At 35.0% G+C, this 24,427-nt stretch carries 27 protein-coding genes; 14 read left to right on the top strand and 13 right to left on the bottom strand.

Translation table 11 applies throughout. From position 1 onward, the window contains the following. A partial coding sequence (locus IHO13_RS00275; RefSeq protein WP_225537214.1) for an aspartate aminotransferase family protein occupies positions 1–872 on the top strand: 872 nt, incomplete at its 5' end. A gap of 303 nt (positions 873–1,175) precedes the next feature. On the opposite strand, the gene IHO13_RS00270 is transcribed toward IHO13_RS00275, so the two are convergent. The 4 genes from IHO13_RS00270 to IHO13_RS00255 form a co-directional block, all read right to left on the bottom strand. Then, positions 1,176–1,442, bottom strand: a complete 267-nt coding sequence (locus IHO13_RS00270; RefSeq protein ID WP_225537213.1) for a hypothetical protein — start codon at positions 1,440–1,442, stop codon at positions 1,176–1,178. Continuing rightward, complete coding sequence (locus IHO13_RS00265; protein ID WP_225537212.1) at positions 1,439–1,627, bottom strand: hypothetical protein; 189 nt, start codon at positions 1,625–1,627, stop codon at positions 1,439–1,441. Before IHO13_RS00265 ends, IHO13_RS00270 begins: the two co-directional genes overlap by 4 nt. 74 nt (positions 1,628–1,701) lie before the next feature. Then, positions 1,702–1,950 (bottom strand): hypothetical protein, encoded by a 249-nt coding sequence (locus IHO13_RS00260; protein WP_225537211.1) that lies wholly within the window; start codon positions 1,948–1,950, stop codon positions 1,702–1,704. 462 nt (positions 1,951–2,412) lie between these two features. Further along, a complete protein-coding gene (locus IHO13_RS00255; protein WP_225537210.1) occupies positions 2,413–3,333 on the bottom strand; it encodes a tetratricopeptide repeat protein in 921 nt (306 codons plus the stop codon). A 211-nt stretch (positions 3,334–3,544) separates the two neighbouring features. Between IHO13_RS00255 and guaB the strand changes: the two genes are divergently transcribed. Beyond that, positions 3,545–5,029 carry an IMP dehydrogenase gene (gene guaB / locus IHO13_RS00250; protein WP_225537209.1) on the top strand — a complete coding sequence of 495 codons (1,485 nt, stop codon included), beginning with the start codon at positions 3,545–3,547 and terminating at the stop codon, positions 5,027–5,029. Positions 5,030–5,458: 429 nt separating this feature from the next. On the opposite strand, the gene ygfZ is transcribed toward guaB, so the two are convergent. Continuing rightward, complete coding sequence (gene ygfZ / locus IHO13_RS00245; RefSeq protein ID WP_225537208.1) at positions 5,459–6,340, bottom strand: CAF17-like 4Fe-4S cluster assembly/insertion protein YgfZ; 882 nt, start codon at positions 6,338–6,340, stop codon at positions 5,459–5,461. 160 nt (positions 6,341–6,500) lie between these two features. Here ygfZ and IHO13_RS00240 point away from each other — a divergent pair, with 160 nt between their 5' ends. From IHO13_RS00240 to IHO13_RS05680, 7 genes are all read left to right on the top strand, one after another. After that, on the top strand, positions 6,501–6,782 hold the full coding sequence (locus tag IHO13_RS00240) for a co-chaperone GroES (RefSeq protein ID WP_225537215.1): 282 nt from the start codon (positions 6,501–6,503) through the stop codon (positions 6,780–6,782). A 101-nt stretch (positions 6,783–6,883) separates the two neighbouring features. After that, complete coding sequence (gene groL, locus IHO13_RS00235) at positions 6,884–8,536, top strand: chaperonin GroEL (protein WP_225537207.1); 1,653 nt, start codon at positions 6,884–6,886, stop codon at positions 8,534–8,536. Between the two features lie 612 nt (positions 8,537–9,148). After that, entirely contained in the window at positions 9,149–9,319 is a 171-nt protein-coding gene (locus IHO13_RS00230) for a hypothetical protein (protein ID WP_225537206.1), read from the top strand. A 102-nt stretch (positions 9,320–9,421) separates the two neighbouring features. Continuing rightward, positions 9,422–10,774 carry an alanine:cation symporter family protein gene (locus IHO13_RS00225; protein WP_225537205.1) on the top strand — a complete coding sequence of 451 codons (1,353 nt, stop codon included), beginning with the start codon at positions 9,422–9,424 and terminating at the stop codon, positions 10,772–10,774. A 200-nt stretch (positions 10,775–10,974) separates the two neighbouring features. After that, complete coding sequence (locus IHO13_RS00220) at positions 10,975–12,141, top strand: hypothetical protein (protein ID WP_225537204.1); 1,167 nt, start codon at positions 10,975–10,977, stop codon at positions 12,139–12,141. A 226-nt stretch (positions 12,142–12,367) separates the two neighbouring features. Further along, on the top strand, positions 12,368–13,036 hold the full coding sequence (locus IHO13_RS00215) for a hypothetical protein (RefSeq protein WP_225537203.1): 669 nt from the start codon (positions 12,368–12,370) through the stop codon (positions 13,034–13,036). Between the two features lie 158 nt (positions 13,037–13,194). Continuing rightward, positions 13,195–13,326, top strand: a complete 132-nt coding sequence (locus IHO13_RS05680) for a hypothetical protein (RefSeq protein WP_255586032.1) — start codon at positions 13,195–13,197, stop codon at positions 13,324–13,326. Between the two features lie 110 nt (positions 13,327–13,436). Here the strand turns inward: IHO13_RS05680 and IHO13_RS00210 are convergent, their stop codons facing one another. The 5 genes from IHO13_RS00210 to yidC form a co-directional block, all read right to left on the bottom strand. After that, on the bottom strand, positions 13,437–14,033 hold the full coding sequence (locus IHO13_RS00210) for a Maf family nucleotide pyrophosphatase (protein WP_225537202.1): 597 nt from the start codon (positions 14,031–14,033) through the stop codon (positions 13,437–13,439). Next, positions 14,011–14,274, bottom strand: a complete 264-nt coding sequence (gene infA / locus IHO13_RS00205) for a translation initiation factor IF-1 (protein WP_225536439.1) — start codon at positions 14,272–14,274, stop codon at positions 14,011–14,013. The genes IHO13_RS00210 and infA overlap by 23 nt, the downstream gene beginning before the upstream one ends. A gap of 136 nt (positions 14,275–14,410) precedes the next feature. Beyond that, complete coding sequence (gene nusB, locus IHO13_RS00200; protein ID WP_225537201.1) at positions 14,411–14,893, bottom strand: transcription antitermination factor NusB; 483 nt, start codon at positions 14,891–14,893, stop codon at positions 14,411–14,413. Next, positions 14,893–15,321: a 6,7-dimethyl-8-ribityllumazine synthase gene (locus IHO13_RS00195; protein WP_225537200.1), complete on the bottom strand. Its 429-nt coding sequence runs from the start codon at positions 15,319–15,321 to the stop codon at positions 14,893–14,895. Before IHO13_RS00195 ends, nusB begins: the two co-directional genes overlap by 1 nt. Further along, positions 15,299–17,017, bottom strand: a complete 1,719-nt coding sequence (gene yidC / locus IHO13_RS00190) for a membrane protein insertase YidC (RefSeq protein ID WP_225537199.1) — start codon at positions 17,015–17,017, stop codon at positions 15,299–15,301. Before yidC ends, IHO13_RS00195 begins: the two co-directional genes overlap by 23 nt. 135 nt (positions 17,018–17,152) lie before the next feature. Here yidC and IHO13_RS00185 point away from each other — a divergent pair, with 135 nt between their 5' ends. Further along, positions 17,153–17,665, top strand: a complete 513-nt coding sequence (locus tag IHO13_RS00185; protein WP_225537198.1) for a TIGR02281 family clan AA aspartic protease — start codon at positions 17,153–17,155, stop codon at positions 17,663–17,665. Here the strand turns inward: IHO13_RS00185 and secF are convergent. The 3 genes from secF to IHO13_RS00170 all read right to left on the bottom strand — a co-directional run bounded on the left by secF (position 17,642) and on the right by IHO13_RS00170 (position 22,282). Beyond that, on the bottom strand, positions 17,642–18,523 hold the full coding sequence (gene secF, locus IHO13_RS00180; protein ID WP_225537197.1) for a protein translocase subunit SecF: 882 nt from the start codon (positions 18,521–18,523) through the stop codon (positions 17,642–17,644). The genes IHO13_RS00185 and secF overlap by 24 nt on opposite strands. A gap of 478 nt (positions 18,524–19,001) precedes the next feature. Then, positions 19,002–19,172 carry a hypothetical protein gene (locus IHO13_RS00175; protein ID WP_225537196.1) on the bottom strand — a complete coding sequence of 57 codons (171 nt, stop codon included), beginning with the start codon at positions 19,170–19,172 and terminating at the stop codon, positions 19,002–19,004. A 1,145-nt stretch (positions 19,173–20,317) separates the two neighbouring features. Further along, a complete protein-coding gene (locus IHO13_RS00170) occupies positions 20,318–22,282 on the bottom strand; it encodes a heme lyase CcmF/NrfE family subunit (RefSeq protein WP_225537195.1) in 1,965 nt (654 codons plus the stop codon). Positions 22,283–22,456: 174 nt separating this feature from the next. Between IHO13_RS00170 and IHO13_RS00165 the strand changes: the two genes are divergently transcribed. The 4 genes from IHO13_RS00165 to IHO13_RS00150 all read left to right on the top strand — a co-directional run. Next, positions 22,457–22,681, top strand: coding sequence for a hypothetical protein (locus IHO13_RS00165; RefSeq protein ID WP_225537194.1), 225 nt, complete (start codon positions 22,457–22,459; stop codon positions 22,679–22,681). Positions 22,682–23,014: 333 nt separating this feature from the next. Continuing rightward, positions 23,015–23,281 (top strand): hypothetical protein, encoded by a 267-nt coding sequence (locus tag IHO13_RS00160; RefSeq protein ID WP_225537193.1) that lies wholly within the window; start codon positions 23,015–23,017, stop codon positions 23,279–23,281. A 192-nt stretch (positions 23,282–23,473) separates the two neighbouring features. Beyond that, positions 23,474–23,710 carry a hypothetical protein gene (locus tag IHO13_RS00155; protein ID WP_225537192.1) on the top strand — a complete coding sequence of 79 codons (237 nt, stop codon included), beginning with the start codon at positions 23,474–23,476 and terminating at the stop codon, positions 23,708–23,710. Positions 23,711–23,800: 90 nt separating this feature from the next. Then, positions 23,801–24,427 (top strand): HemK/PrmC family methyltransferase (locus IHO13_RS00150; RefSeq protein WP_225537191.1); only part of this gene is annotated, 627 nt, incomplete at its 3' end.

Below are 24,427 nucleotides of genomic sequence, written 5' to 3'. Positions count from 1 at the left end.
TTGCTAGGGCCTATCAAAACGGGAAAGGCAGTAAAAATCGCTATAGAATTTTAACATTTCATGGTGCATTTCATGGAAGGACATTTTTAACTTGTGCTACAAACGATAGACAGAAATTTTCTGAACTACTGAATCCTTATATTGATTGGTGTGATAATGTTGAGCCCAATATTGAGAGCGTAAGAAAAGCAATCTCTAGTAGTATAGGTGTTATATTAATAGAACCAATACAGGGACAAGGTGGTATTAAAGTAATGGATGAAGTCTTTATAAAGGAGCTGAGGAAGCTGTGTGATGAAAACGACATATTGCTATTTTTTGATTGTGTACAATGCGGTGCTGGTAGAACAGGAAAATTATTTGCATATGAGCATATAGGAGTAGAGCCTGACATATGCTCTCTTGCAAAAGGAATAGGAGGAGGGTTCCCGCTAGGGGCTTGTCTTGCAACCGAAAGGGCTGCTAAGTATATGGCAGTTAGCATGCACGGTTCCACTTTTGGTGGCAATCCACTTGCAACTTCAGTAGGCAATGCTGTGGTTGATGAGTTACTCAGCTCCGGCTTTTTGGAGAATGTTGAAATTAGAGGCAAGTATTTGAAAAATAAATTAGAAGGTCTGGCAAGTAAATTTCCAATAATAGAAGAAGTAAGAGGAAATGGGTTAATGCTTGGGATAAAAGTGAAAATGAATAGCCAAAAGTTTGCAGAAGAACTAAGTTATCATGGTTTACTTACTGTTGGAGTAACATCAGATAATGTTGTAAGAATTTTGCCTCCACTCATCATCACTGAGAAAGAAATCGACGAAGGCATTGAGATTCTGACTCAATATTTATCTAATACCAATTCCCACTACACAGAAAGCTGGTAGACAACATCTTAGGCTAAGCAAAGGTACTAGGCAAAACTCTGCTTAGAATGCACTTTTACTGCCACAACCTTCACGACCACACAGTTAAAGTAATATATCAGTAATTCTGTATCGATAACCTTCTACTACTCCACATTTAACATGAACTGAATTCATTTTAGAGTTGGGAGCTTTAGGCTTTCTTGATTGTTTCACTTTTGTATCAGAGTCATAGTCAGAATCATAACTTGACTTGCATTTCTGCCTTATTCTTTCTACATTAGCACCGGAAGTTTTTCTAGTATTATCCTGTAGTTTCCCTTTTCAACCTGTTGTTATATTAGCTTCTGATTTACGTTTATTTATTTTTTCTTCCCACTGATTTTTTTTATCTTTTACTAGCTCATGGTAAGTGCCAGAATCAGCTTTTGTAGATTTGGCTCTTCTTTTTGATCTTTTTGCAGCAAGATCCACTGTGGCATATATAGGTTCTTGCTTTGATGAATTATAATCAATTTTTCTGTATTTTACACCCTTCTGCGCTAACGTGGAGTGGATTCTTACACTCTTTATTATCAGAGATTTCCTCATATGTAGACTTTCGCTGTGTTACATACCTTATCTACACTGGAGTAACCACTATCAAGTGAATTGTCGTTCCTTCTCAAATGATCTATTTCTTCATAAATGTGTTCATCATCTATAAAGTGATCTATTTCCTTATAGATGTGTTTATCATCTTGCTCCTGTACATCTTGTTTTGCAGCAAGACCCACTGTAGCATATATGTGTGGTGAATCAATTAATTTTCTCTGTGCTCTAAGCTCTTTTATGCTAGAGTAGCCACTACTTAGGAATCATCATCTCCAAAACCATCTACTTTCTTATAGATGTGCCTGCCATCATATATAGGTTGTGTTTCAGTGTTCTTGGAAGGTATTTCTTCATAAATATGATCCGATTGCAAGGAGTGTCTTACGTTTTCCTTTATCGATAGAGTATACCTTCCTTCAATATCCATGTTGTCTGTGATATAATACTCAGAACCTCTTACCAGCAAAAATTGTACTATAGGGTGAGAAATTATTTCCTCTGGCAAATTTTTCGATAGATCGACTGATAAAACCTTTTGAGGTAGCCAGTTTTTCCACAGCGTGCATTATAGCATTTTTGTTGTTCTTATCTAGCGAGTTAACATCGACTCCCGCGTTGACAAGTAATTCTATCATGTCGTAATTAAGGTTTTCTACAGCAAGCCAAGCGCATCGTGTAAGTGTTGATTATCCTTCCTACTATGGGGAAGTCACTTTTTTCTGGCAGACAAGAAGAGTTTACCCGATGCATCAAAGAGACCTAGAGTAAACTTCACAACTCTCTTGTTGTTGTATTTAGTAGCTTGAACTAATAAGTTGCTTTTGATATCCATTGTTATACCTCACTGTTCATGGACTCTAGAAATATTTTACCTTACAGCAATTGGCTTTTTTTAAATTCGATGGTGTTTTGGTAGGTTGTATAGCCAGGTTAGGTCTTATGTTCAAAACAAACGTGGTCCAGATAACTAAAATAATATATCAGGGTACAAACTTTTATGAAATTGCCAAGTATATCTGTAAAGTTTTATAAATTTTAGTCTTGCTTCCACCTTATGTATAGGTATTTCTTTGCTTATGCTTTTTGAGTTTACGGCCATGTTCAACAGCTTTAAGTAGAATGTTGCAGCATTTTTGAAATCTGAAAGCTTATCTAGAATAACAGCTAGGTTATAGACATAAAAAATGTTGTTTTGATCAAGAGAAGTTGCAGCTATCATGTACTCCTTAGCTTTTGCATAGTCCTCCTTTTTTATGTAGGTCAGACTTAGATTTGCCAATAAAGGAGCACAGTTTTTGTGTATATCATACAACTTCAACATTTCACTTAACGCTAGATCAGGGTTGTATTGTGAAATTATCGTCAGAAAATCCTCTAATATATAAGAGTTACTAGGGTATTCTTTTAATAGTTTTGTGTAGATCTCTATAGCCTTTTCGTATTCTTTATTGGCGTAGTAAATGTTTCCCAGTCCGATCAGAGTGTTTTTATGATAAGGAAATTTTACAGTGACTTGGTTAAGGAAAGAAATAGCTGCCTCATTATCTCCAGATTCGAAGGAATCTTTTGCTTTTTTTAAAATGGAGTGTATGCTAAAGTGCTTGCTAGAATTCTGTGCAACTTTGATATTAAACTTATCACTTTTTTTTTCAATAACGTCAAGGTCTTTATATTTTTCATCAACTTTTATGTACTTAGTAACGTTATCAAAGACTCTTCGTATCTTCCAATCCTCGTTAGCATGAGCAGTGGGAAAACTTAGTAAAACTATAGAATAAATTAATACGCAGATAAATACAGCTCTTGGTATTGTAGAGTTGGAGCCACGGATTGATATCATTCCGGCACGTAACCAGCAAATCTCACTTTTCTGAGTTATGCGCAACATGGTATAAATTTATAAATACTGACTTAGCTATCTCATATAATAATAAAGATAGTATTAATAGAGGCGAGCATATATATTTACTCTATTTTCCAGCATGTACGCAATTAAACTTAACACGAGAGTATAAGCAGCATTCTACTAGCTAATTTTGCATAACCCTATTGCAATTCAGTCAATTGGCGTATAAGCTTTAGGTAAAGCCTATGAAAAAATGGAAGCTTGTTATTCGTTCGACGATATACTACTCTTGCCAGCATATTCTAATATATTGCCTTGTGATGCAGATACGAAAACTTATTTAACAAACAGCATAGAACTCAATATCCCTCTGATATCTTCTGCAATGGATACTGTCACTGAATCAGACTTTGCAATAGCTATTGCCCAACATGGTGGGATAGGTTGCATACATAAAAACTTATCAATAGATGAGCAAGTTTCAGAAGTCAGAAGGGTAAAAAAATATGAAAGTTGGATCGTGTATAACCCAATCACGATTTCTTCAGATAAAACAGTTGCGGAAGCAATTTCATTAATGAAAAAGCACAATTATTCTGGCATTCCTGTGGTTGATCAATTTAAGTTAGTGGGAATTCTAACTAATCGGGATGTTAGGTTTATTGAAGACCAAAACATGGGTGTAAAAGTTTCTGAAGTGATGACAAAAGACAAGCTAATTACAGTGCGGGAACAGGAAGTGAATAATGCCTCAGCAATGAAATTGTTGCATGAAAATAGAATAGAAAAGCTTTTGGTCGTAGATGAAAATTCTTGTTGTATAGGTCTAATTACGGTTAAAGACATTGAAAAATACAATAGATATCCCAATTCATGTAAAGACAGTAAAGGGCGGCTCAGAGTTGCTGCTGCAGTTGGCACCGGCAAAAAGGATGGCATAGAAAGATGTGAAGCTTTGATTGGAGAAGAAATTGATGTGATTGTTGTGGATACCGCTCACGGTCATTCTGAGAACGTTATTAACGCCATTAGAGAAATAAAAGCGATGTATCCAAGCACGCAGCTAGTAGGTGGCAACATTGCCACAAAAGAAGCTGCCGAAGCATTGATTGATGCAGGCGTTGATGCAGTTAAGGTTGGCATAGGGCCTGGATCAATCTGCACAACTAGGATAGTTACAGGTGTTGGTATGCCACAATTTTCTGCAATTCAAAATGTTGCAGAAATGTGTAAAGCAAGAAAAGTAAGATTAATTGCTGATGGTGGGATAAAATACTCAGGAGATGTTGCAAAAGCTATCGCAGCTGGAGCTGATTCTGTGATGATAGGTTCACTTTTTGCAGGCACTGACGAGAGTCCAGGCGAAATCATCATGTACAAGGGCAGAGCATACAAAGGCTATCGAGGAATGGGGTCTATCAGCGCAATGAAACGAGGTTCAGCAAGCCGTTATTTTCAAGATAAAGGCTCAAAACTAAAATTAGTTCCACAAGGAGTAGAAGGAAGAGTTCCATTTAAAGGTCCAGCTTCAGGTGTAATCCGTCAATTAATTGGCGGGTTGCAGGCTGCAATGGGGTATACTGGTAATAGTAGTATAGAAGAGATGAAGAAAAATTGCAAATTCGTTACTATTACTGCATCGGGACTAAGAGAGAGTCATGCCCATGATATAATTATTACACAAGAAGCTCCAAACTACGCTTATCAAGCGTCAAACTTACCAGCTGATCCAGAGTAGACCCTTTTTTCAATGTCATTCAAGTAGCTGACACTAGGATTCAAGATACTACTTTAGTAATAAATATTTAAGAAATTTACTAAGCAAAAAAAAAGGCAAAAAAATCCTGTGGTAGAAGTTACTCACTCTCTAATCCTAAAAATTGGGTACTATACTGTCTTAAACGACTTATAAGCGAGTTTCAGCTTGCATAGGGAAAAATCTTGAAGTCTAGGTGAATTTAATAAAGACATAAGGTGTAGATAGTACAAAAATAAAACATAAGAGACCAACCATGATACTCTTGTTGTTTAATCTGCATAAATGAAGATAACTAAGTACCTCCAGTTTCATGGCAATGGTGTTGAAAGAATTCGTCAAGTAGTTTTTTGTTCCGTTTCTGACTAGTGTTATGTGCTGCCTTAGGTCCTTAACTTAGATCCAAAGATCCTAACGTGCAGATATTTTGACCCCACTAGTATATAAATTGGCGTGGCTTTTCCTAGTATAAAGCAATGCAAGTCCAATATTGTCTACGCTAGAGCGCAGTTCGCCTATTTCTTCATTGTTCTCATTTGTTACTTTAGTACCGATATTTGGAAGCGCATTATTTCCCTCAACAAGGTAAAGTTTTCTTCTGAGTGTTTCTTGTCTGCTCATTCGATTTACAACTTCCTGGCCTATATAACACCCCTTATTGAAGCTTATTCCGTTGACTTTATCGATTAAATATTGCAGCGGAAATGACAAATTTTGCACCATATCTCTTGCTCCATCTGGAACGAGGTTTTGAATTCTAACTTTTTCGTACTGAGTAAAATCTCCCCCTGGCTGCTTTATTTCTCCCTTATGCATGATCCTCATTCCCAAAGATTTGTGCCTTGGATCTTGGAAAACAATGTCATTCCAGCGCGTGACTCTGGAATCTAGTAGATCTAGTGCTATTTCAGTATGTGAAACTGGCTGGATTTCAGTGTCCGCTGCTTGGATGACAGGGAGAGGTTCAATATGCTCTGTATTAAACAAAACCCCAATCTTATACAATGAACTAACGTCTTTAATCCTCACTCTCAGGTAAGTTTTAAGCAAATCTAGTTTCTCAATTATTTGCCGCAAGTACATATTTTCGCATTCCAAAAGGATACACTCACCACATTCAATCAGAAAAAAATCGTATAGGTACTTTCCCTGAGGGCTAAGCAATAAAGAGTAAATAGCCTTTTGGTTATCTAACTTATTAATGTCGTTTGTTATAATACCCTGCAAGAAATGCCTCGTGTCTGGCCCATATAAAACCATTACACCACGGCTTTGTAATGGTATATAACTCATACAATTTCTGTCAGTAAACCTAAATTTTACTATATAATATTAGGTACACCTTGTCTTCTTATATTTTACAAGTCTCAACCCTTGAAATCCAACTTACAAGTACATATATAAGCTTATAGGTTAATTTATTGTTATTGATGAGGAAAAACAAATGTCAAGTATAAACTTAAGTGTATTGGATGATAGCGTTCTGATTAAGCCTATCAGCGAAGAAAAACAAGGTGGGATCGTGCTTCCATCAAGTGCTGAAAAGAAACCTACTAAAGGTGAAGTTATAGCAACCGGTGAAGGTTCACGCAATTCAAGTGGTGAACGCGTAGCTTTAACTGTAAAAGCCGGTGATAAGGTGTTTTATCGGCAATGGGCTGGTACGGAGATAGAACACGGCGATGAAAAGTTTATAATAATGAAAGAGTCCGATATACTTGCTATCATTAAGTAGCAGCTTTTATTTTTATTAAACTAAAACAAAGCACAACATAGTGCATTGTAAGTGATTTTATTATAGTTTTCTAAATTTTTTTATTAATAAGAGGTGATAAAATGACTAATGTAGTAGTGTCAGGTGAGCAGTTGCAAGAAGCTTTTCGTGAAGTTGCAGCAGTAGTAGACTCAACAGTAGCAGTAACTGCAGGGCCTAGAGGAAAAACAGTAGGGATTAACAAGCCCTATGGAGCACCAGAAATTACAAAAGATGGTTATAAGGTAATGAAAGGTATCAAGCCTGAAAAACCATTAAATGCTGCAATAACAAGCATTTTTGCTCAAAGCTGTTCTCAATGTAATGATAAAGTTGGTGATGGTACAACAACGTGCTCAATACTAACTAGTAACATGATAATGGAAGCTTCAAAATCAATTGCTGCCGGAAATGATCGTGTTAGCATTAAAAACGGAATACAGAAGGCAAAAGACGTAGTATTAAAGGAAATTGCATTGATGTCTCGCACAATTTCTTTGGAAAAGGTAGATGAAGTAGCGCAAGTTGCTATTATCTCTGCAAATGGTGATAGAGATATTGGTAGTAGCATTGCTGATGCCGTTAAAAAGGTTGGAAAAGAAGGTGTGATCACTGTTGAAGAAAGTAAGGGTTCAAAAGAATTAGAAGTTGAGCTTACTACTGGTATGCAGTTTGATCGTGGTTATCTTTCTCCGTACTTCATTACAAATAATGAAAAAATGATTGTGGAGCTTGATGATCCATATCTCTTAATTACAGAGAAAAAACTGAATATTGTTCAACCTCTACTTTCTGTTCTTGAAGCTGTTGTTAAGTCTGGTAAGCCCTTACTTATTATTGCAGAGGATATTGAAGGTGAAGCATTAAGCACTTTGGTTATTAACAAACTGCGTGGTGGTCTAAAAGTCGCTGCGGTAAAAGCTCCAGGCTTTGGTGACAGAAGAAAAGAGATGCTTGAAGATATAGCAGTTCTGGCAGGTGCTAAGTATGTCATAAAAGATGAGCTTGGAATCAAGATGGAAGATCTCACTCTTGAAGATCTTGGTACCGCTAAAAATGTTAAAATCACTAAAGACAATACCACAATTGTCAGTGAAAATAGCGACTCTAACAGAGTGAAAGCTAGAATCGAACAGATCAAATCACAAATTGAAACTTCAACTTCTGATTACGATAAGGAAAAACTAAGGGAGCGTTTAGCAAAATTATCGGGCGGTGTTGCTGTGCTTAAAGTTGGTGGAGCAACTGAAGTAGAAGTTAAAGAGCGTAGAGACAGAGTTGAGGATGCACTGCATGCAACAAGAGCTGCAATTGAAGAAGGCATAGTTCCGGGTGGTGGAGTTGCACTTCTTTACACTTCATCTGTTCTCGATAAGCTAAAAGGTGGAAGTGATGAGGAACAGATAGGTATAAATATTATTAAGAAAGTCCTCAGCGCTCCTATCAAGAGATTGATCAAAAATGCTGGTCTTGAGTTTGCTGTTATAATTGATCATTTGATTAAACAGAATGATAAAGAGCTTATATACAACGTTGAGGCTATGAATTATGCCAATGCATTTACTGCAGGCGTTATTGACCCAGCGAAGGTGGTTCGTATTGCTTTTGAAACAGCGATATCTGTTGCAAGTGTACTGATTACTACTGAATCTATGATAGTTGATGTACCAAACAAGGATGAAAGCGCTTCATCCCCTATGGGTGCAGGTGGTATGGGTGGAATGAATGGATTCTAAGTAAATGAAACCTTGGAGCAAGAAATTCACTTGCTCCACTGGTATCTCTATAGTTTTTAAAATCTCATATTTTACTGTGTGCTAAAGGTAATGTGCGTAGTGCTTTTTACAAAAAGGCACTACTTTTTTTTCCTTATCCTTTTCACTTCTCTATACTACGATTATCTAATAACAAAAGGCAGTGCAGAAGTCCCATTATATTAATAAATAATTTACATAATATTGTTTATTATAATAGCTAAAATCTAAATTTTTTCTTTATATATAGGGTAGAACTGCCTTTATGAAAATATATGTACATTTAATATTGTTTTTGCTTTTTTTGCACTCAACTTCATGCTGACGAAGAAGTTGCAAAATTTGATTTGCTTATTGATAAGGTAAATGAAGCAAACCTTACCCTTAAAGGTGCAATAAAGGTTACAATAAGACCAGGTTGGCATATATTATAAGGACCCTGGAGATTTTGGTCTTTCCACTTCTTTTGATTGCAAGGTCAACATATCAAATATAGATATTTTTTGGCCTACTCCAAAAGAACATAAAGACAAAATAGGGAGAGTGACATTTGTCAGTAACGTGTACAAGGATATAGTATTATTTCCCTTCAAAATGAACGTGCTTCTAAGCCGAGGGTATATTGACCTTAACTTTCGTATAAATTATGCGATATATAAAGATAGGTGCATTCCTAAAAAGGCTGAGATAAAAGCCAGACAGTCACTAAAGAACTTTGTTGACTCTGATGCTAGTGGACTCATAGATGAGTGGTACGAAAAATAGAGCTTATATAGTGTTTGTAACGTAACTTCTCATGAACAATAGGTTAGGTATTTTCAATTTTTGTTGTATACTCAAGTTAAAATGCTTACCTTCAGCACGTAGATGGATATAGTAAAGTTTGCTTTATTACTGCCAACAGTATTACTTATACTAATCGCTGGTGTTTATCTGTCAGTTAAACTAAAATGGCTACAGATATTTAGATTGCCGTACGCCCTTTCACTCATTGGAGCCAAAAGAGGGGAAAATAAATTTTCCTCTACAGCTGCACTATTTACAATCTTAGGGGGAAATTTAGGAGTAGGGAATATTTCAGGAACTGCTGTTGCCCTAAAAACTGGAGGACCGGGCTCTATTTTGTGGATGGCAATAATTGTTGTTATCACTTCTGCAATAAAATATGTCACTTGTTATCTGAGTATAAAGAATAGAAAAAAAAAGAATGGACGGTTTATAGGTGGCCCTATGGCCTACATGGCTGATGCATTCAACTCTAGAAAAGCAACAATTGCGTTTCTAGTCATTATGATGATAGTCTCGATAACCGTTGGTAACCTTGTTCAGGTAAATTCTCTATCAATACCGCTTGGCATGATAGATGTACCTGTGGTTACTGGTGGAATCACGATTGCCATAATATTTTTTGTTACTGCAGCTCTCAGCTTTAAAAAAATTAAAATTTTCATATCGGCTATGATACCGATAATGACGCTAAGTTACCTAACGCTTTGTGGTATTATATTATTTAAGTTTAGTGAGAATATTCTTCCTTCTCTAAAATTAACAACAAGTGGCTTTTTTACAACTGACAGCTTTAACTTTGGTTTATCTCTAGGTTTAATTGTGGAAATGTTGACTATTATTCAAGTAGGAACTCTGCGAGGTATCTTAGCAACAGATATAGGGCTTGGCCTTGAAGGCATCGTGCACTCTTCAATTGTTCCTAAGAAAAATAACAATAAATTTATCATTGAACAGAGCCTAATCACAATAATATCACCTTTCATAGTTGTATTCGTAGTATTTATTACAACGATGGTACTGCTTGTCACGGATTCTTGGATCACTGATTTAGAGAGTACTAACATGTGCATCTTTGCTTTTAGGAAAGCAATGAATTGGCCTTATATTGACTACTTAATCATAGCCATAATGTTTTGTTTTGCCTTTACTACTATTTTTACTTGGTTTTTTTGCTCAAAACAGACAATACGCTATATGTCTATGAATGACAAATACACTAAAATCTGGATTATAATTTTTACTGCAATCATTCCGCTTGGCACAATAGGCAAAGTCCAATTACTATGGGATGTTGCTGATATTTCGATCGCCGCTTTGCTGTTTATTAACATACTTGCTATACTCAGGCTAACTTATCAAGATCCAGAAGTGTTTATTATGAGCGGCAGATATTTGAAATTAGACGCATCAGCCAAATTGCCATCTGAGTAATACAACCTCTTTTAATAAAAATTCAACTAATTCTCATAATAATTATATTAGCTAACGAGCTAAAGGCATAGGGTTATTAGTGAGGAAGAATATGAAGATTGAAAATATACAACAAGAATTTAGCTATTATGGATTCACTCAAAATTTTTCGTCTTTGCTCAAAGAGATAAAAGAAGATAAAAATCTTCCATTTTTACTTAATGAAGCAAAAGATAAATCAATTTACAACATCGTGGTGGTTTTATGCAGCAAAGTTTTTAATAGAACGTGGCACCAATAGGAAAAAAGATGAGGTTTATGAAGTTCTGCAAAAAGAGCTCGACAAAATAAAGAAAGCTAAACAAGAGCTCGAAAGTGAAGTTCAGAAAAGATTGAAAGATTATATTGGGGGTGGTGTTAAAGAGGATGGTGTTAAAATATACGGTAACCATGCAAGTATTACGCTGGAAGGCAACAAAAAAGAATTTAAAATCAGCGAGTTTTTAAATAGTGATTTTTGTCAGAAAAATAGAATCTCCAGACTTTCAACCTTGCATAGCAATGGGAAGAGCGGAATGCACGGTTTTGTTGCGGAGGAAGGGAAAAGAAAAATAAGGCATTATGTCGTAACCGATGGTTCATACGAAATGACGCTAAATTGGTATATGAATGGAGAAAAGTGTACTATCAGAATCAATACTGATGAAGATGGTGTAGACCTTATTGAACCTAATGGTGTTACAGAGCAATTAAAAAAGCAGTTAGAAGCAAACAAAGACGTAAAAATAGGCGGTTTATTCTTGCACCAAATACAATTCAGGGAAAAAGGAAAAGGACAAGAGAATGAAGTGCAAAAAAATAGTCAATCATCTGAAGCTTTTATAGGGAGTAATAGTCAAAATGTTAGCGTTCAAGAACATTTTGGACCACAATCTAACGGCAGAAGGCAGTCTTACGATAGTGGAATTGGAAAAGATTTTGACGATAAAACTAATTCTCAAGAAGCTGAAGAAAAACGTAAGCTTAGAAAAGCAGCACGAGAAGAAAATTCAGGAGATAAAGTTTATAATCTTCAATCGTCTTTTGAAGAGAATTCTCAGAACGAAAAAACTCCTCCTCCACCGCCACCTAGAACTAGTTCACTCAAAAAAGATGTTTTTGATGAGCAAGGAAAGAGTACTTTTACCAAGTCTATGGGCCAGAACCAAGATGATGGACAGGGAAATGAGCAAGAAAATCTAATACTTAATGTCCAGCAACAGCCTAAAACCCAACGACAAGGAAAAGTGAAGACTTATTTCAAGACATCAGAAGTTTCAAGAAAAACAACTTACGGAACACTAATGTTGATGATAGAAAAGCATCAATTGCAAGAGATAGGAAAATAATCAATCACCGTTAGAGATATTAAAGGACAGAATTCCTTATTCACCTTCTCCAGGTCCAGTTATATACAATGATAACCAAGGTGCTAGTGATGTTGAGTGGAATAGTAGAAAAATTAGAGAGGAAAATAACCAGCCACTTTCTGCTTTAACAACCAATAGTGTAAGTGACTCTGGCTATTCATCTCCAATTACTGACCAAAGTCGATCTCAAATAGATCCTGAATATTTGAGCAGTAAACTTGAGAAAGAGAAGTTAAATTGCCAAAGGAAAAACAGAATACCAAAAGAGCATGGAAAAAATAGTAAGGATCACGGTAGTGAAACTCATACGGTGTCAAGTAAGCTAGTTGAGAAAGAGTCAAGAAATACTCAATTTGCTAGCCCAGCTGATCAAGCAATGGATGAACTAAGAAAAGTGCTGAAAAAAACGAATAAAGGGTTAAGAGAACCAAAACAACAAGTTACTGAAAGAAGTATTCTTAAAATTTCATTCTCAGAAAATATTTTACAGAAAATAAAAAAAGACAAACTAATATACAAGTGGTTAAAAGACAAGATTAAAGGCAAAAAAAATAATCAAAATTTGGATGTTCTAGAGGAAACATTATCCCAAAAAAGTAGTCAAGGTAGTATTATAGAGAAAAGAGAGAATGATGATAGCAAACCCCTACCTCCAACTAGTACTGGTGGAAATACGTATGTCGGTGACACTCAATTACAAAAAGGTTCTTATAGAAGTGGCCAGGAACCTGAAGAAGAAGAGAGAAATTTTCAAAAAACAAAAGAAGCATTAGAAGAAAGGAGGAAAAAAAGGTTAAATAATTATAGAAAAATTGACAAGGATATTAAAAAGGTTAGTTTTGATACACAAGGAAAACTCAACCTCATCATATAAATGACCTAACTTCATTTAAGGAGTTTAAACAAAGATTAAGTCAAAAAAGCTATGGGTTAAAACAAGTCAACCCTAAAGTATGCTATGTTAGTTCACAAACTAGGAAATACCTAACAGAAGCTGGGACGCTAAAAGACAACTCAACAGATGTAGGAAGAGTGGTAGAACGAAAAAATGCCGACACTAATCTAACTATAGATAGAAATAGCGAACTGTCTAAATTGCTAGCAAGAGATGAAGAACAACTGAAAACAGGAGTAATGAAGCGGAAAAAGAAGATACTTTATTAGAACACGCTAATGGTCATGATCGCAATAGAATTGCACTAGTAAACGGGAACAGAAAATTACTTTGGACTGAATATGCTGCTAAGCAGCAAGCTAAAGAGACTAAAGATATTTTAAGATAAATTAAGGTTAAAATAATTACTCAGCAAACAATAGGTTTCGTGTAATGGTAATCCTATAACGGAAGAGTAGGAGCCGCGTAAGAACAATACAAACATTCCAGCAAGGCCTTGTATATTGCACCCCCCTGCCTTATTTTTCCACTCTCCTGATGCTAAATAATATTTAATTTCCTGTTCACTGAGACGTTTAAATTTCACTATCGTAACCACGGTTCTAATATGTTGTTTTGATCGATTGGGGGTTAATAGGCACACACTGGTGTATACTCTATACCTTCTTCCTGATAACAGACGAATACATTTTTCTGCTTGCTCAACGTTTTCAGCTTTGAGCAATATCCTTCTACCACAAGCAATAACTGTATCAACACTGAGCACAAAATAATCTGGACTTGAGCTTTGTATTTTTTCAGCTTTACTCTTTGCTATACGGATTGAGTAATCTTTTGGAAGTTCCTTTTTTAAAGGAGTTTCGTCTATGTCTGCTGGCAAAGTTAAACCTGGTTTAATACTTATTTGTTTTAGTAGGGCTATACGCCTGTCTGACGACGAAACGAGAATAAGATTATCTAGAGATCGTTCTGTCACTTGTACCTTTAAGTCTTCTAATTATTCTACCCTTTTTCGCATTCCTATCGTAAATACTCATCTCTACCAACACTCTATCTCCGATAACAATGCGTATTTTACTTCTTCTGACTTTTCCTGATACATGACAAATGACCTCATATTCGTTGTCTAGCTTCACTCTAAATTCTGCTGCAGGTAATAAAGCAGTTACCGCCCCTTCTACCTCAAGAATTGTTTTCGATTTCTCGTCTTTTACCATTTGCTATTTATAATTAAACAACCCTTGTCAGTCTACCACAGATCTTAAAGAATATAAAAGACCTTTTATACTGCTCTCATCATTCAACTTTCCTTTCTTATAGCCTATGATACCAACATGCCATCAAAAAAGACTATCAAGTGCTTTTATTTAGTTTAACTGCATCTTTTGCCTTGTCCAATAGCCCATTAATGAAACCAACTTTGCTTGGTTTGTCAAGCAAGTCAGATGCAATATTGGTATATTCATTGATAACAACTGGAGCTGGTGTGTTGCAATTAGCCAGCTCGCACATTGCAACACGCAAAATTGATAAGCTTAAGAGATTTAACCGCGAAAGAGACCAACTTGGATGTAAATAACGCTCTATTATCTTATCGTACTCCTCACTATTTTTTATGACCTTACATGACAGTTTCTCTAAGAATTGGTAATCAAACTCCTCACATTCAAATATATCTGCTAACTTGTTTACATAGTCCCTAAGATCACAATTTTCTAGCTCAAAGGTACTTTTGTCGTAACCTGTAAAAATATTTGAGTAAGCAATTTGCACAGCAAGAAACCTTGCTGTGCTTCTTCTTATACGCCATCCCTTGTCTGTAGGTTCCTCCTCCATCAGCTTAATTTTTTGTATAAATCTACCATGTGCAAAACAGCTGAAGCTGCGTGGCCGCCAATGTTTTTTCTGTTCTTATCAGCCCTTACTAAAGCCTTATCTTTGCTGTCAGCGGTAATGACACCCATACCAAGAGGTACTGCATAACGCATAACAACTTCATTTAAGCCTTCGATTACTCGTTTACAAACGTACTGATAATGATCAGTCTCACCACGAATTACGCACCCAAGAGCTAAATAACCGTCATAATTAACAGTTTCACTTTTGATCGCAAAAAGAGTTGCAGCTGGTATTTCAAATGCACCAGGAACCTCAATTACATCGTAACTTACGCTACTGCCTTTTAATTTATCGGTTGCACCTTCAAGCAAAAGGTTTGCTATTTCAGTATAGTAAATTGAATTAACTATTAGTATTTTCGACATTTACCCCTCCTTTTCTTGTTAAAAACAACTTTATTAATGATTGTTGAACTAGAGTCATGACATTACTGAGTATCCAATATATTACCAAACCTGCAGGAAAAGAAGAGAAAATGAAGATAGAAATGTAAGGTAAAAATCTCATAACGTTCACCTGAACATCATCTCTATTGATCTGATCTTTTTCACTGATCTTCTGCTGAATTATCATGGTAACACCTAAAATTATAGGCAAGATACCTATAGAAATAGGGAAGTTGTAACCAAATAGCCCAAATAATGTAAAAATATTTGTTGGATCAGGAGCTGAAAGGTCCTTAATCCATAAATAGAAAGGAGCGTGTCTCATTTCTATAGTAACAAATAATACTTTATACAAAGCAAAAAACACTGGTATTTGTATCACCATAGGAAGAATGCTTGACATTGGGTTTACGTTGTTTTTTTTGTACAATGCGATTATCTCCTTATGCTGCCTTAAACTATCATCTTTATATAACTCTCTTATACGAGTCACTTCAGGCTGCAAATTTTTCATTTTGAACATTGAAGCATACGACCTATTAGATAAGGGCAGCATCAAAAGTTTAATTACTAAAGTCAGCAACAATATTGCTAAACCAAAATTTCTCAAAACAAAGTTAAAGTATTCAAGAAGCAAAAACACTGGTTTGGTTATGAAGTAAAGAACACCAAAATCTACAGCTTTGTCAAATAAAGGTATACCTAGAGTATTCTTATAAGAATCCAGTAAATTCAACTTTTTTGCTCCAGCAAAAAAATAATTCACGTTAGAAACACTTGTACCAGGAAGTACGCTCTTGTAAGGCTTAACAAAATCTACTTGAAACTTATCAATGTTATTAACGTTTGTATGTTTTATGCTTACATTTATTTTATCAGATTTTTCAGGTATGATAGCTGTAAGCCAATATTTGTCAGCGAAACCAAACCAATTCTTTTCACTTGTATTTACTTTTATTAAGTGTTTCTTGGCAACATCTTTATATGTCCATTCCTCCAGTTCGTTATCAAATGCACCTATTACTCCTTCGTGTGATATCCAATAAGATTCGTTGATATTATTACGCTTACGGTTAATTTTACCATAAGGGACCAAGACTACATTATCCTTCGTATTATTTTCAGTAATTTGTTCAACTTTAAACATGTAGTTATTGTCGAGGCTAATTTTCATCTTAAATAAAATGCCATTTTCATTATCCCAAAATAAATTGATTGCCTCTTGATTAGTAAGTTCGATTTTATCTGCCTGCCAGACCGTTTTGGAATCTGGAACTTTAATTTTACCACTTGGATCCAGCCATCCGAATTCTGCAAAATATACATCTTCTGATTCTGCAGGTGAAAGTAGCATCACTTGCGGAGAAGAAGAATTTGGTTCTAGATGGTAATTAGTTAAAATTAGGTCATCAAACCTGACACCTTTTAAATAAATTGACCCTTTAACCATACTATTGGTTAAGCTAATCCTTTGTTCTCGAGTGGAATTAATAATTTCGGAACGGTTTTGGTGTATTATAGGAGCAAGATCGTTAAAAGATTCTATATGTTCAATATTTTCAATTGATGGATAATCTTGGCCTGTATTGAGAAAATTATCGTAAATAACACGCCAAAATACCATAATTAACACTGAAAGAACAGCTGCCAAGATTAGATTTCTTGCTTCTGACATAAAATTTAAGCTAAATGCATTTTCTTAAAGTGTATATTAAATACTGTACTAAAACAATAAAATTTACTTATTTTTAATAATGACTTTTAACGCTAATCTTTAAAATTTATTGTAATAGTTTCAAATTTTAACAATATGAACACGGTAAAAAATCTAGTTATTTGGCTGCTGATAATAGTTACCATCGCAATGTTTATCGATTCACAGAGAGACAAACTAAGAAATAGATTTGTCAGCACTTTTTTACCATATAAGGGGAGAATCCAAAATAGTGGAAGTATCGAATTTACGAAATCACATGATGGACACTTTTATATTCAAGCTCAAGTTAATGGTCGTAACATAACGTTCTTGCTCGACACCGGTGCAACTGATATCGTTCTGTCGCAAAAAGATGCAGTAAATGCTGGTATTAATCTGAAGAATATTCAAGATTTTCAAATACATGAAACTGCAAAAGGTCAAATAAGAGCTGGAGTGGTTCAAATACCTCAAGTTAAAATAGGAAACTTTCTAATCAATGACGTACAGGCCAGCGTTAACACTCATTCTATGTCCCACTCACTACTTGGAATGAGTTTCCTGAGATATTTTTACTTCACTATAAGAGGTAATAAGTTGATATTATACCGTGAATCTGCTTGTTAAAGCTCTGCAGGTCAATATAGGAGCAGAGATAAATATTGCAGAACAAGTGCCAATTGCAATACCAAAAAAGATAATCAAGCCGAAGTCTCTAACTGCACCTGTACAAATTAATGTCAAAGGGAGAGCAGCGAGCAAAGTCGTACCCGAGGTTAAAACAGTGCGAAACAATGTAGCGTTAATACTTGCATCTACCATTTTACTCATATGCCTGTCTTTACCACCTTTTTGATATTCTCGAATTCGATCATATATAACTACTGAATTATTGATTGAGTAGCCAATTACAGTGAGGAGAGCTGCAACTGATGAGATATCAAACTCAATGCCAGTCAAGCTAATTAAACCAACGGTTAAAATCACGTCATGGACCAGTGCTATTATTCCACTAAACCCACATTGCCAATTGAATCTAAACCAAACGTAAAAGAATATTCCAACAATAGCAATCAACATGGATAATATTCCTTCAAATATCTGTGTTGAGCCTATTTGTGGACCAATATGGTCTATCTTACGGTAACTTATTGAGCCACCCATTTTTTCTTCTAGTATGCTTTTTATCTTTTTGATTTTATCCTCATCTCCTTCCTCTTTAAAACGCATGACTAAATTGTTACCTGCTTTTGAACTCTGCACCATAAAGCCATTTTCTTTCAATGCATCAAAAGCAGCACGATCTTCGCCCGAAGACTTTATTTCCATCAAGATTCCTCCTGTAAAGTCTATGCCTAAATTCACTCCTCGTAGCACAACAGTGAGTATCGAAAGAATGACCAGAATAATACTAATGAGTGCAGTCAACTTTCTATATTTACTAAATTTGATATCAAGGTTGTCTGGAATCAATCTAACTGTCATGTTTTTTATCTGAAATAATTACTTAAATTTTATATACTTTTCAAGAATTTACTAGTTTATTCTGTGGTTGGAGTCACACAATTTTATCAGTTGATAAACCGGTTACTTGGGAGATAATATCGATAGAAACACCTAACCTAAATAGATTATTAGCAACTTGGATCCTCTCTGTTTTGTTAATCTTTTCTTTGTAAGGCTGCGTTCTTTTAGATAAAAACTCTGCTAACACATCTAATTTATCTTGTGAGTCTTGATTATTGATTTTTTAATATTCTCTCGTTAAACTTGATAGCTCTTTTTTCTATTCCACTATATTCATTTTCATAACAATCTTTTTCTGCTGGTTTTAGTAGAACCTCAACCCCACTAATAACTCTTTGCTATAACACATAATTTGTAATTGGAACAAGATTTGTATCCCTTTTTCATATCTTTGTATTTGCTGTCGTGATATCCCGACTTTATTTGCTAAGTTCTTTTAAGTATATCCTCTTATTGTCCTCCAATGCCTTATCTTTTGTCCTATATTTTGACGCATAGAACCTATATGTACTTTTTCCTCCTTATCATCATACTTATCAGCTGATAAGCCAGTTGCTTGGTAGATAATATCAACAGAAAATCCTGCTTTAAGAAGATTTTTTGCCATTTCTGCTCTCACTGCTTTTATATTACTTTCTCTTCAGCTTGGATAGATTTATTTAATTCAAAAATTGCCTTGCGTAATTCTTGCCCCCTTATCTTTGTGTACTTTTCTATGAGATTATGCTTTCCTTTCACCCTACTTTTATCAAAACAGCGTTTTTCTCTTAAGTACACTTCGCCTAAGAAGCAGATTTAAAATATTAACTGATAACGCTTCTCTATGGTATGGAGTTCATGTGGATAAATATCATCTACCCCTTGTTTGTGTCTTAATATTTGCTATTATGATGCCCCAAGCTTATCTACTAATCCTTCTGAATATATATTTTATCTCTAACCTCCAGTGTTTTATTTTTTGCTCTATTTTGTAATTTATAGAGTCAGTGTGCTTTTTGACATTATAGTTGTCATTAAAGTCACCCATATTATTTTTTTATATAAATAAATATATACTTTACTATAAGATTTCATAATAGTCTATTATTTTTTATAACTTCTTTCTTATATATTCATAAGATAACTATCTATAGTAATAACTATATAAAATTTTTGTTGTGAGCTTTTATAGGATGCCTATCTTTCTCAACAGACTTTTTGCATCACCTAAACTAAGCAGAAAAGGTAATTTACTACCCATTAAATACTGATGTTTTTTGTAACGCTGCAATTCATCTGCTCTTACAATTGTTTAATATTTAAGAAACTTACTAGATGGAAAAAAAGGCAAAAAAAAACTAGCCAGTATTTATTTTCAGTGTTGGCGTTTTCATGTCTTGAACGCTGCAATTTAGCTGATTTTAAACGCAACTAGTCTAAGCTATAATATTTAAGAAATTTACCAAATAGAAAAAAAAGACAATAAAACCCCGAGATAGTTAGTCATTCTACTCTCTATTTTAAAATCCAGCGTTGGGTGATGTCCTAGACGACTTATAAGCACGCTTCAGCTTTATATTAGGTAAAAACCCGAAATTAAAAAGACATGCAGTGCATAGTGCGAAAAATTAAACAATAATACACCAAATATAAGCTTCCTTGTCATCTTAATCTGTACAGATTGGGAAGTTAAGCAAATAGCTTCAGCATCATGATAGGAGGGTTAAAAGAATTTGTCAAGTAGTTTTTTTGTGATAATATAAAGGAGTCTTATTAAAATCTTCTCGGTAAAGGCAGAGCAGCAAGGAGCGAACCAAAAGCAATTAGGAAGGATCCAAGCCAGATTACAGGCATTCCAGGTTTATAGTGCACCTTGGTGGCTATCTTGCTCTTACTTTTATCGATCTCGCCAATTACAACATAAATATCAGAAAATAAATTGTGATAAATACTGCTTTCAACGTTCTTTTGACCTTCCACAAGGTAAAATCTATATTCAGGAGTTACTTCACCTATTACCTTATTATTCAACAAATTCCTGATATCCATTGTTCCTCTCACTGAGTGGAGGTTTTTCTTTTTTATCAACTCAATATTTTGTAAAGTAACTTTAAATTTATTGACTGTTATGCTATCCCCTATTCTTAAGTAATTCTCTTTTTTTTCCTGCCAGCCAACTAAGTAGGCTATACCAAGCATCAGAATTGCCACTCCAGCGTGGGCTAGCATCATTGCATGGTAGGACTTGGAAACTCTCTTTGCTAGTAAAATTGATTCACTAAATGCTGCCTTAAATAAGCGAATTCTTTTACTGTATGCTTCTAAAACAAAGACTAATAGTGCTATGGAGATGGTAATTGACAGCACAATTATTAGCTGCACATGAAAGATGAACGGCAAGATGGCTGCAGCGCTACAAAATGAGAGTCTGTATTCACGGAATATTGGCAATAGGCTATTTCCCTGCCAACAGCAGTATTGCCCAATTATCGTAAGGACTAAAATAGCCAGTGCAATAGGGTTAAATAAGGAATTATAATACGGTACTCCAACTGAGATGAGCTCGCCGGTTAAATATTCAAGTATTGTAGGGTATAAAGTGCCAACGAATACGACGAAAAAAGCAGTGATGAATAATAAATTGTTTATCAATATCATTGTAAAACGTGAGAAGAATTTTCTGCCCTCTGTCATCTGAGTAGCTTGATTACTTGCTTCTTTTTTTCTGGATTTCAGTGTCAAGCACTGGAATGACACTAAAGATGGACGATTTTTTCTCGTAAATACTACAAATATTGCTAAGCTACTGACTGTAATTATACCAAGTAAAGCTAGTATATATAGTCCATGCTTTGGATCATCAGCGAATGTGTGCACTGAAACGAGTATTCCAGAGCGGACTAAAAATGTTCCAGTTACACTCAATATAAAAGTTGTAAGCGTGAGCAAAATGGCAAAGTTTCTTAAAACATTGAAATTTCGTACCACAAGTAGCAGATGTATCAGCGTTACTGCAACTAGCCACGGCATCAAAGAAACGTTTTCCACCGGATCCCAAAACCAAAATCCACCCCAACCAAGTTCACGATATGCCCACCAACTGCCAAGGCTAATGCCCAAAGTAAGCAGCGACCAAGAAACAAGTACCCAAGATCTAACAGCTTTAGCCCAAACATTTCCCTCGGCGTTTGCAATGAGTCCAGCTATAGAGAGCGAAAAAGGAACGCTAAATCCGAGGTACCCCAAATACAATATCGGTGGATGGATAGCAAGACCTATGTCTTGCAATATTGGGTTAAAACCAAGACCATCTGTTTCAATGCTTGGCATTTTAGCAAAAGGATTAGACTCAAATAAAGTGAACAACAAAAAACAAAAGCAAATTAAGCTTTGAGTAATCAAGGATACCTTCTTCAGTTCACTGTTATTATCAAAAAAAATGCTCATCAGAAACAAGTAAAAGGCAAGCACTAAGGTCCAAAGTAACATAGACCCTTCTTTGTTTCCCCAAACACCACAGATTTTGTAGATCAAAGGCTTTGTTGTATGAGAGTAGTAATATACGTTTTCGAGTGAGAAATCGTTTGTAATATGGCAATAAATCAAAATAGCCATTGACGTTGATGCACAGAAAAGTATGGCAATAGTGATGAACTGATAGGAACTGAGCGGTAGAAATAAATATGTTAAGGACAATAAGCAAGCTACCAACAGCAATATATTCCCAAGTTCAGGCATAAACTATAGTTATTTACATGAATAATATTACTAATAACTAGCTAGGAGTTAAAGTTTTAATACAGAAGCAAAACTAATATGATATACCCATATTTCACAGCTCCAATTACGTTCACAGTAAGTAAAAATTAAATATTAAATTTTGTACTTTTGTTATAGTGTTGAAGTAATATCATGGGTACAATCAAAGTTAGTAAATCTCTATTTAATAGAAATAATAAAGTAACAAAACATTATGACAAGCCAATAGTTGAAAAAAATCTCTATACTATTTTAGGATTTAACATTAGAGAAGATTTTGAAAATAAGACAAGTAAGTTTGTCGATAAGAAAATTTGGCAATTGTTTGCTGGTTGTTTTGCAAGGGAAATAGATTATGTGGCAACTGGCAAGTTGTAAAAAACATTGTTTGTAACATCGTCAAGAGTGCTAGCGGTAATATTTTCACCAAAACTGAGTGCCTAATATTAAATGAAAAGCAGAGTAATAAAAAGGAGAGAGAAAGCAGTTAGAAAAGCCACTATTGTTCTGACGAAAAGTCAATCCAGAAAAAGCATTCTATGAACCCTCAGTAATGAAAAAGCAAGCTGAGGATTTTTTGCAAACCGGTTTTTATAAAGCCAAAAGCAAGCAATTACAGGGATTTAATCCATCTGGTGGACAGCTTTTGCGGAAACTTAAAAATATATCGAAACACTAGAAAAGCTATTTGCAGTAAAAAAAGAAGAGCTCATGAAAGACTTCTTATTAAGCCATGTTAGTTCATTTAATGAAACGTACCCTAAATCATATGGTAAAAGAGAAGATGCTATAGCAATACTATCAAGTAATGAGTTAAAGAATTTTTACGATAAAGGCATGGAAGAAGGAGTGTTGCACCCAATGGTATCTTACAAAGAGTACAAAAACCTATATGACAAAATGAACAGGGCAGAAAATGAATCCAAAAGTGTAATTGAAAGAAAAGAACAGGAAAGAAATTTGAGTAAAATTAGGTAAATCAATAATTAGAATAATTAACGACATAAAAAATATAGAGAAGCAATCCTTAACTGTAAACACTTTCAAAACCTTTACGTAAAGGAAAAAGAGGAGCATCCATTTAGGAGTAAATTATGCCAGAAAGTGATCGGTATATATCAAGAAAGAATTGCTGAATATCAGGAGCAAATTTGTTAAAACTTAACCCAAATGAGAGAAATATTCAAAAGTATGCTACAAGAAACAAGAAGTCTATGTGATGTGGAAGAATTCAAGGAATCAATGGATAATATGCATGAAGCAAGGCAGGTTGATGAAAACTTTGATTCAGCTTTATCGAGCATACAGAACAAGCTAGATACTCAACTGGAAAGAACGGAAAATCCTTCAACAGAACTAGAAGAAGCTTTACACGTCAAGAGTAGAACTGAAGTAACTAGGTTATAACCTGTTTGACACTGGAATATGATACAGTTATTCTAAGCTGGGGGTTTTTGCCTCACTATTCTTGGCTAAAAGAGCCAAATTTTTGAGACGATGAGAACTATTAGCACTCTAATTCAAGAGGGATCAGAACTATTATTATCGCATAAAGTTGAGTCACCATGCCTAGATTGTGAAATCATTATGCAGTGCGTTCTTGGCGTAGAAAGACCATTCATAATTATGAACTATGCTGGTCAGGTGCCGATAGAGAAAGAACAGCTATTTTGGAAATTAACGAAAAAAAGAGCAGAAAGGTATCCAATATCGCAAATAATAGGTAATCGCGAATTCTGGAGCAAAAATTTCGTAGTTAATCAGCATGTTTTGGACCCAAGACCAGACAGTGAAACAATAATCTTGGCAGCGTTGAAATATTACCCAAACAGAGGGCAGAAACTAAAGATTGCAGATTTTGGCACAGGCACAGGTTGCTTACTGATATCCGTACTTAGCGAGTATGAACATGCTGTTGGTATAGGTTTTGAAAAAAGCTTGCAAGCATGTAGGGTTGCCTGTCAGAACGTAAAAAAGCATAATCTATCTGGCAGAGGTAGAATACTTCCAAGTTCGTGGACAGAGTGCAGAGGATTGTTTGATCTTATAATTAGCAATCCTCCATATATTAAAAGCAGTAAATTAAAAGGCCTGCAAGCAGAAGTGCAAAAAGAACCGAAAATG

It is taken from the genome of Wolbachia endosymbiont of Mansonella perstans, assembly GCF_020278605.1.
Lineage (GTDB): Bacteria > Pseudomonadota > Alphaproteobacteria > Rickettsiales > Anaplasmataceae > Wolbachia.
Note: the sequence above shows the minus strand (reverse complement) of the source record. Positions and strands in the feature narration are given on the sequence as shown.

Bases quoted from the DNA above. Each gene is read 5' to 3' on its own strand.
- IHO13_RS00270 (WP_225537213.1), bottom strand. From the start codon at position 1,442: ATGAGGAAATCTCTGATAATAAAGAGTGTAAGAATCCACTCCACGTTA.
- IHO13_RS00255 (WP_225537210.1), bottom strand. From the start codon at position 3,333: ATGTTGCGCATAACTCAGAAAAGTGAGATTTGCTGGTTACGTGCCGGA.
- guaB (WP_225537209.1), top strand. From the start codon at position 3,545: ATGGAAGCTTGTTATTCGTTCGACGATATACTACTCTTGCCAGCATAT.
- ygfZ (WP_225537208.1), bottom strand. From the start codon at position 6,340: ATGAGTTATATACCATTACAAAGCCGTGGTGTAATGGTTTTATATGGG.
- groL (WP_225537207.1), top strand. From the start codon at position 6,884: ATGACTAATGTAGTAGTGTCAGGTGAGCAGTTGCAAGAAGCTTTTCGT.
- IHO13_RS00230 (WP_225537206.1), top strand. From the start codon at position 9,149: ATGAACGTGCTTCTAAGCCGAGGGTATATTGACCTTAACTTTCGTATA.
- IHO13_RS00225 (WP_225537205.1), top strand. From the start codon at position 9,422: ATGGATATAGTAAAGTTTGCTTTATTACTGCCAACAGTATTACTTATA.
- IHO13_RS00220 (WP_225537204.1), top strand. From the start codon at position 10,975: ATGAAGCAAAAGATAAATCAATTTACAACATCGTGGTGGTTTTATGCA.
- infA (WP_225536439.1), bottom strand. From the start codon at position 14,274: ATGGTAAAAGACGAGAAATCGAAAACAATTCTTGAGGTAGAAGGGGCG.
- nusB (WP_225537201.1), bottom strand. From the start codon at position 14,893: ATGGAGGAGGAACCTACAGACAAGGGATGGCGTATAAGAAGAAGCACA.
- IHO13_RS00195 (WP_225537200.1), bottom strand. From the start codon at position 15,321: ATGTCGAAAATACTAATAGTTAATTCAATTTACTATACTGAAATAGCA.
- yidC (WP_225537199.1), bottom strand. From the start codon at position 17,017: ATGTCAGAAGCAAGAAATCTAATCTTGGCAGCTGTTCTTTCAGTGTTA.
- IHO13_RS00185 (WP_225537198.1), top strand. From the start codon at position 17,153: ATGAACACGGTAAAAAATCTAGTTATTTGGCTGCTGATAATAGTTACC.
- secF (WP_225537197.1), bottom strand. From the start codon at position 18,523: ATGACAGTTAGATTGATTCCAGACAACCTTGATATCAAATTTAGTAAA.
- IHO13_RS00175 (WP_225537196.1), bottom strand. From the start codon at position 19,172: ATGGCAAAAAATCTTCTTAAAGCAGGATTTTCTGTTGATATTATCTAC.
- IHO13_RS00170 (WP_225537195.1), bottom strand. From the start codon at position 22,282: ATGCCTGAACTTGGGAATATATTGCTGTTGGTAGCTTGCTTATTGTCC.
- IHO13_RS00165 (WP_225537194.1), top strand. From the start codon at position 22,457: ATGGGTACAATCAAAGTTAGTAAATCTCTATTTAATAGAAATAATAAA.
- IHO13_RS00160 (WP_225537193.1), top strand. From the start codon at position 23,015: ATGAAAGACTTCTTATTAAGCCATGTTAGTTCATTTAATGAAACGTAC.
- IHO13_RS00155 (WP_225537192.1), top strand. From the start codon at position 23,474: ATGAGAGAAATATTCAAAAGTATGCTACAAGAAACAAGAAGTCTATGT.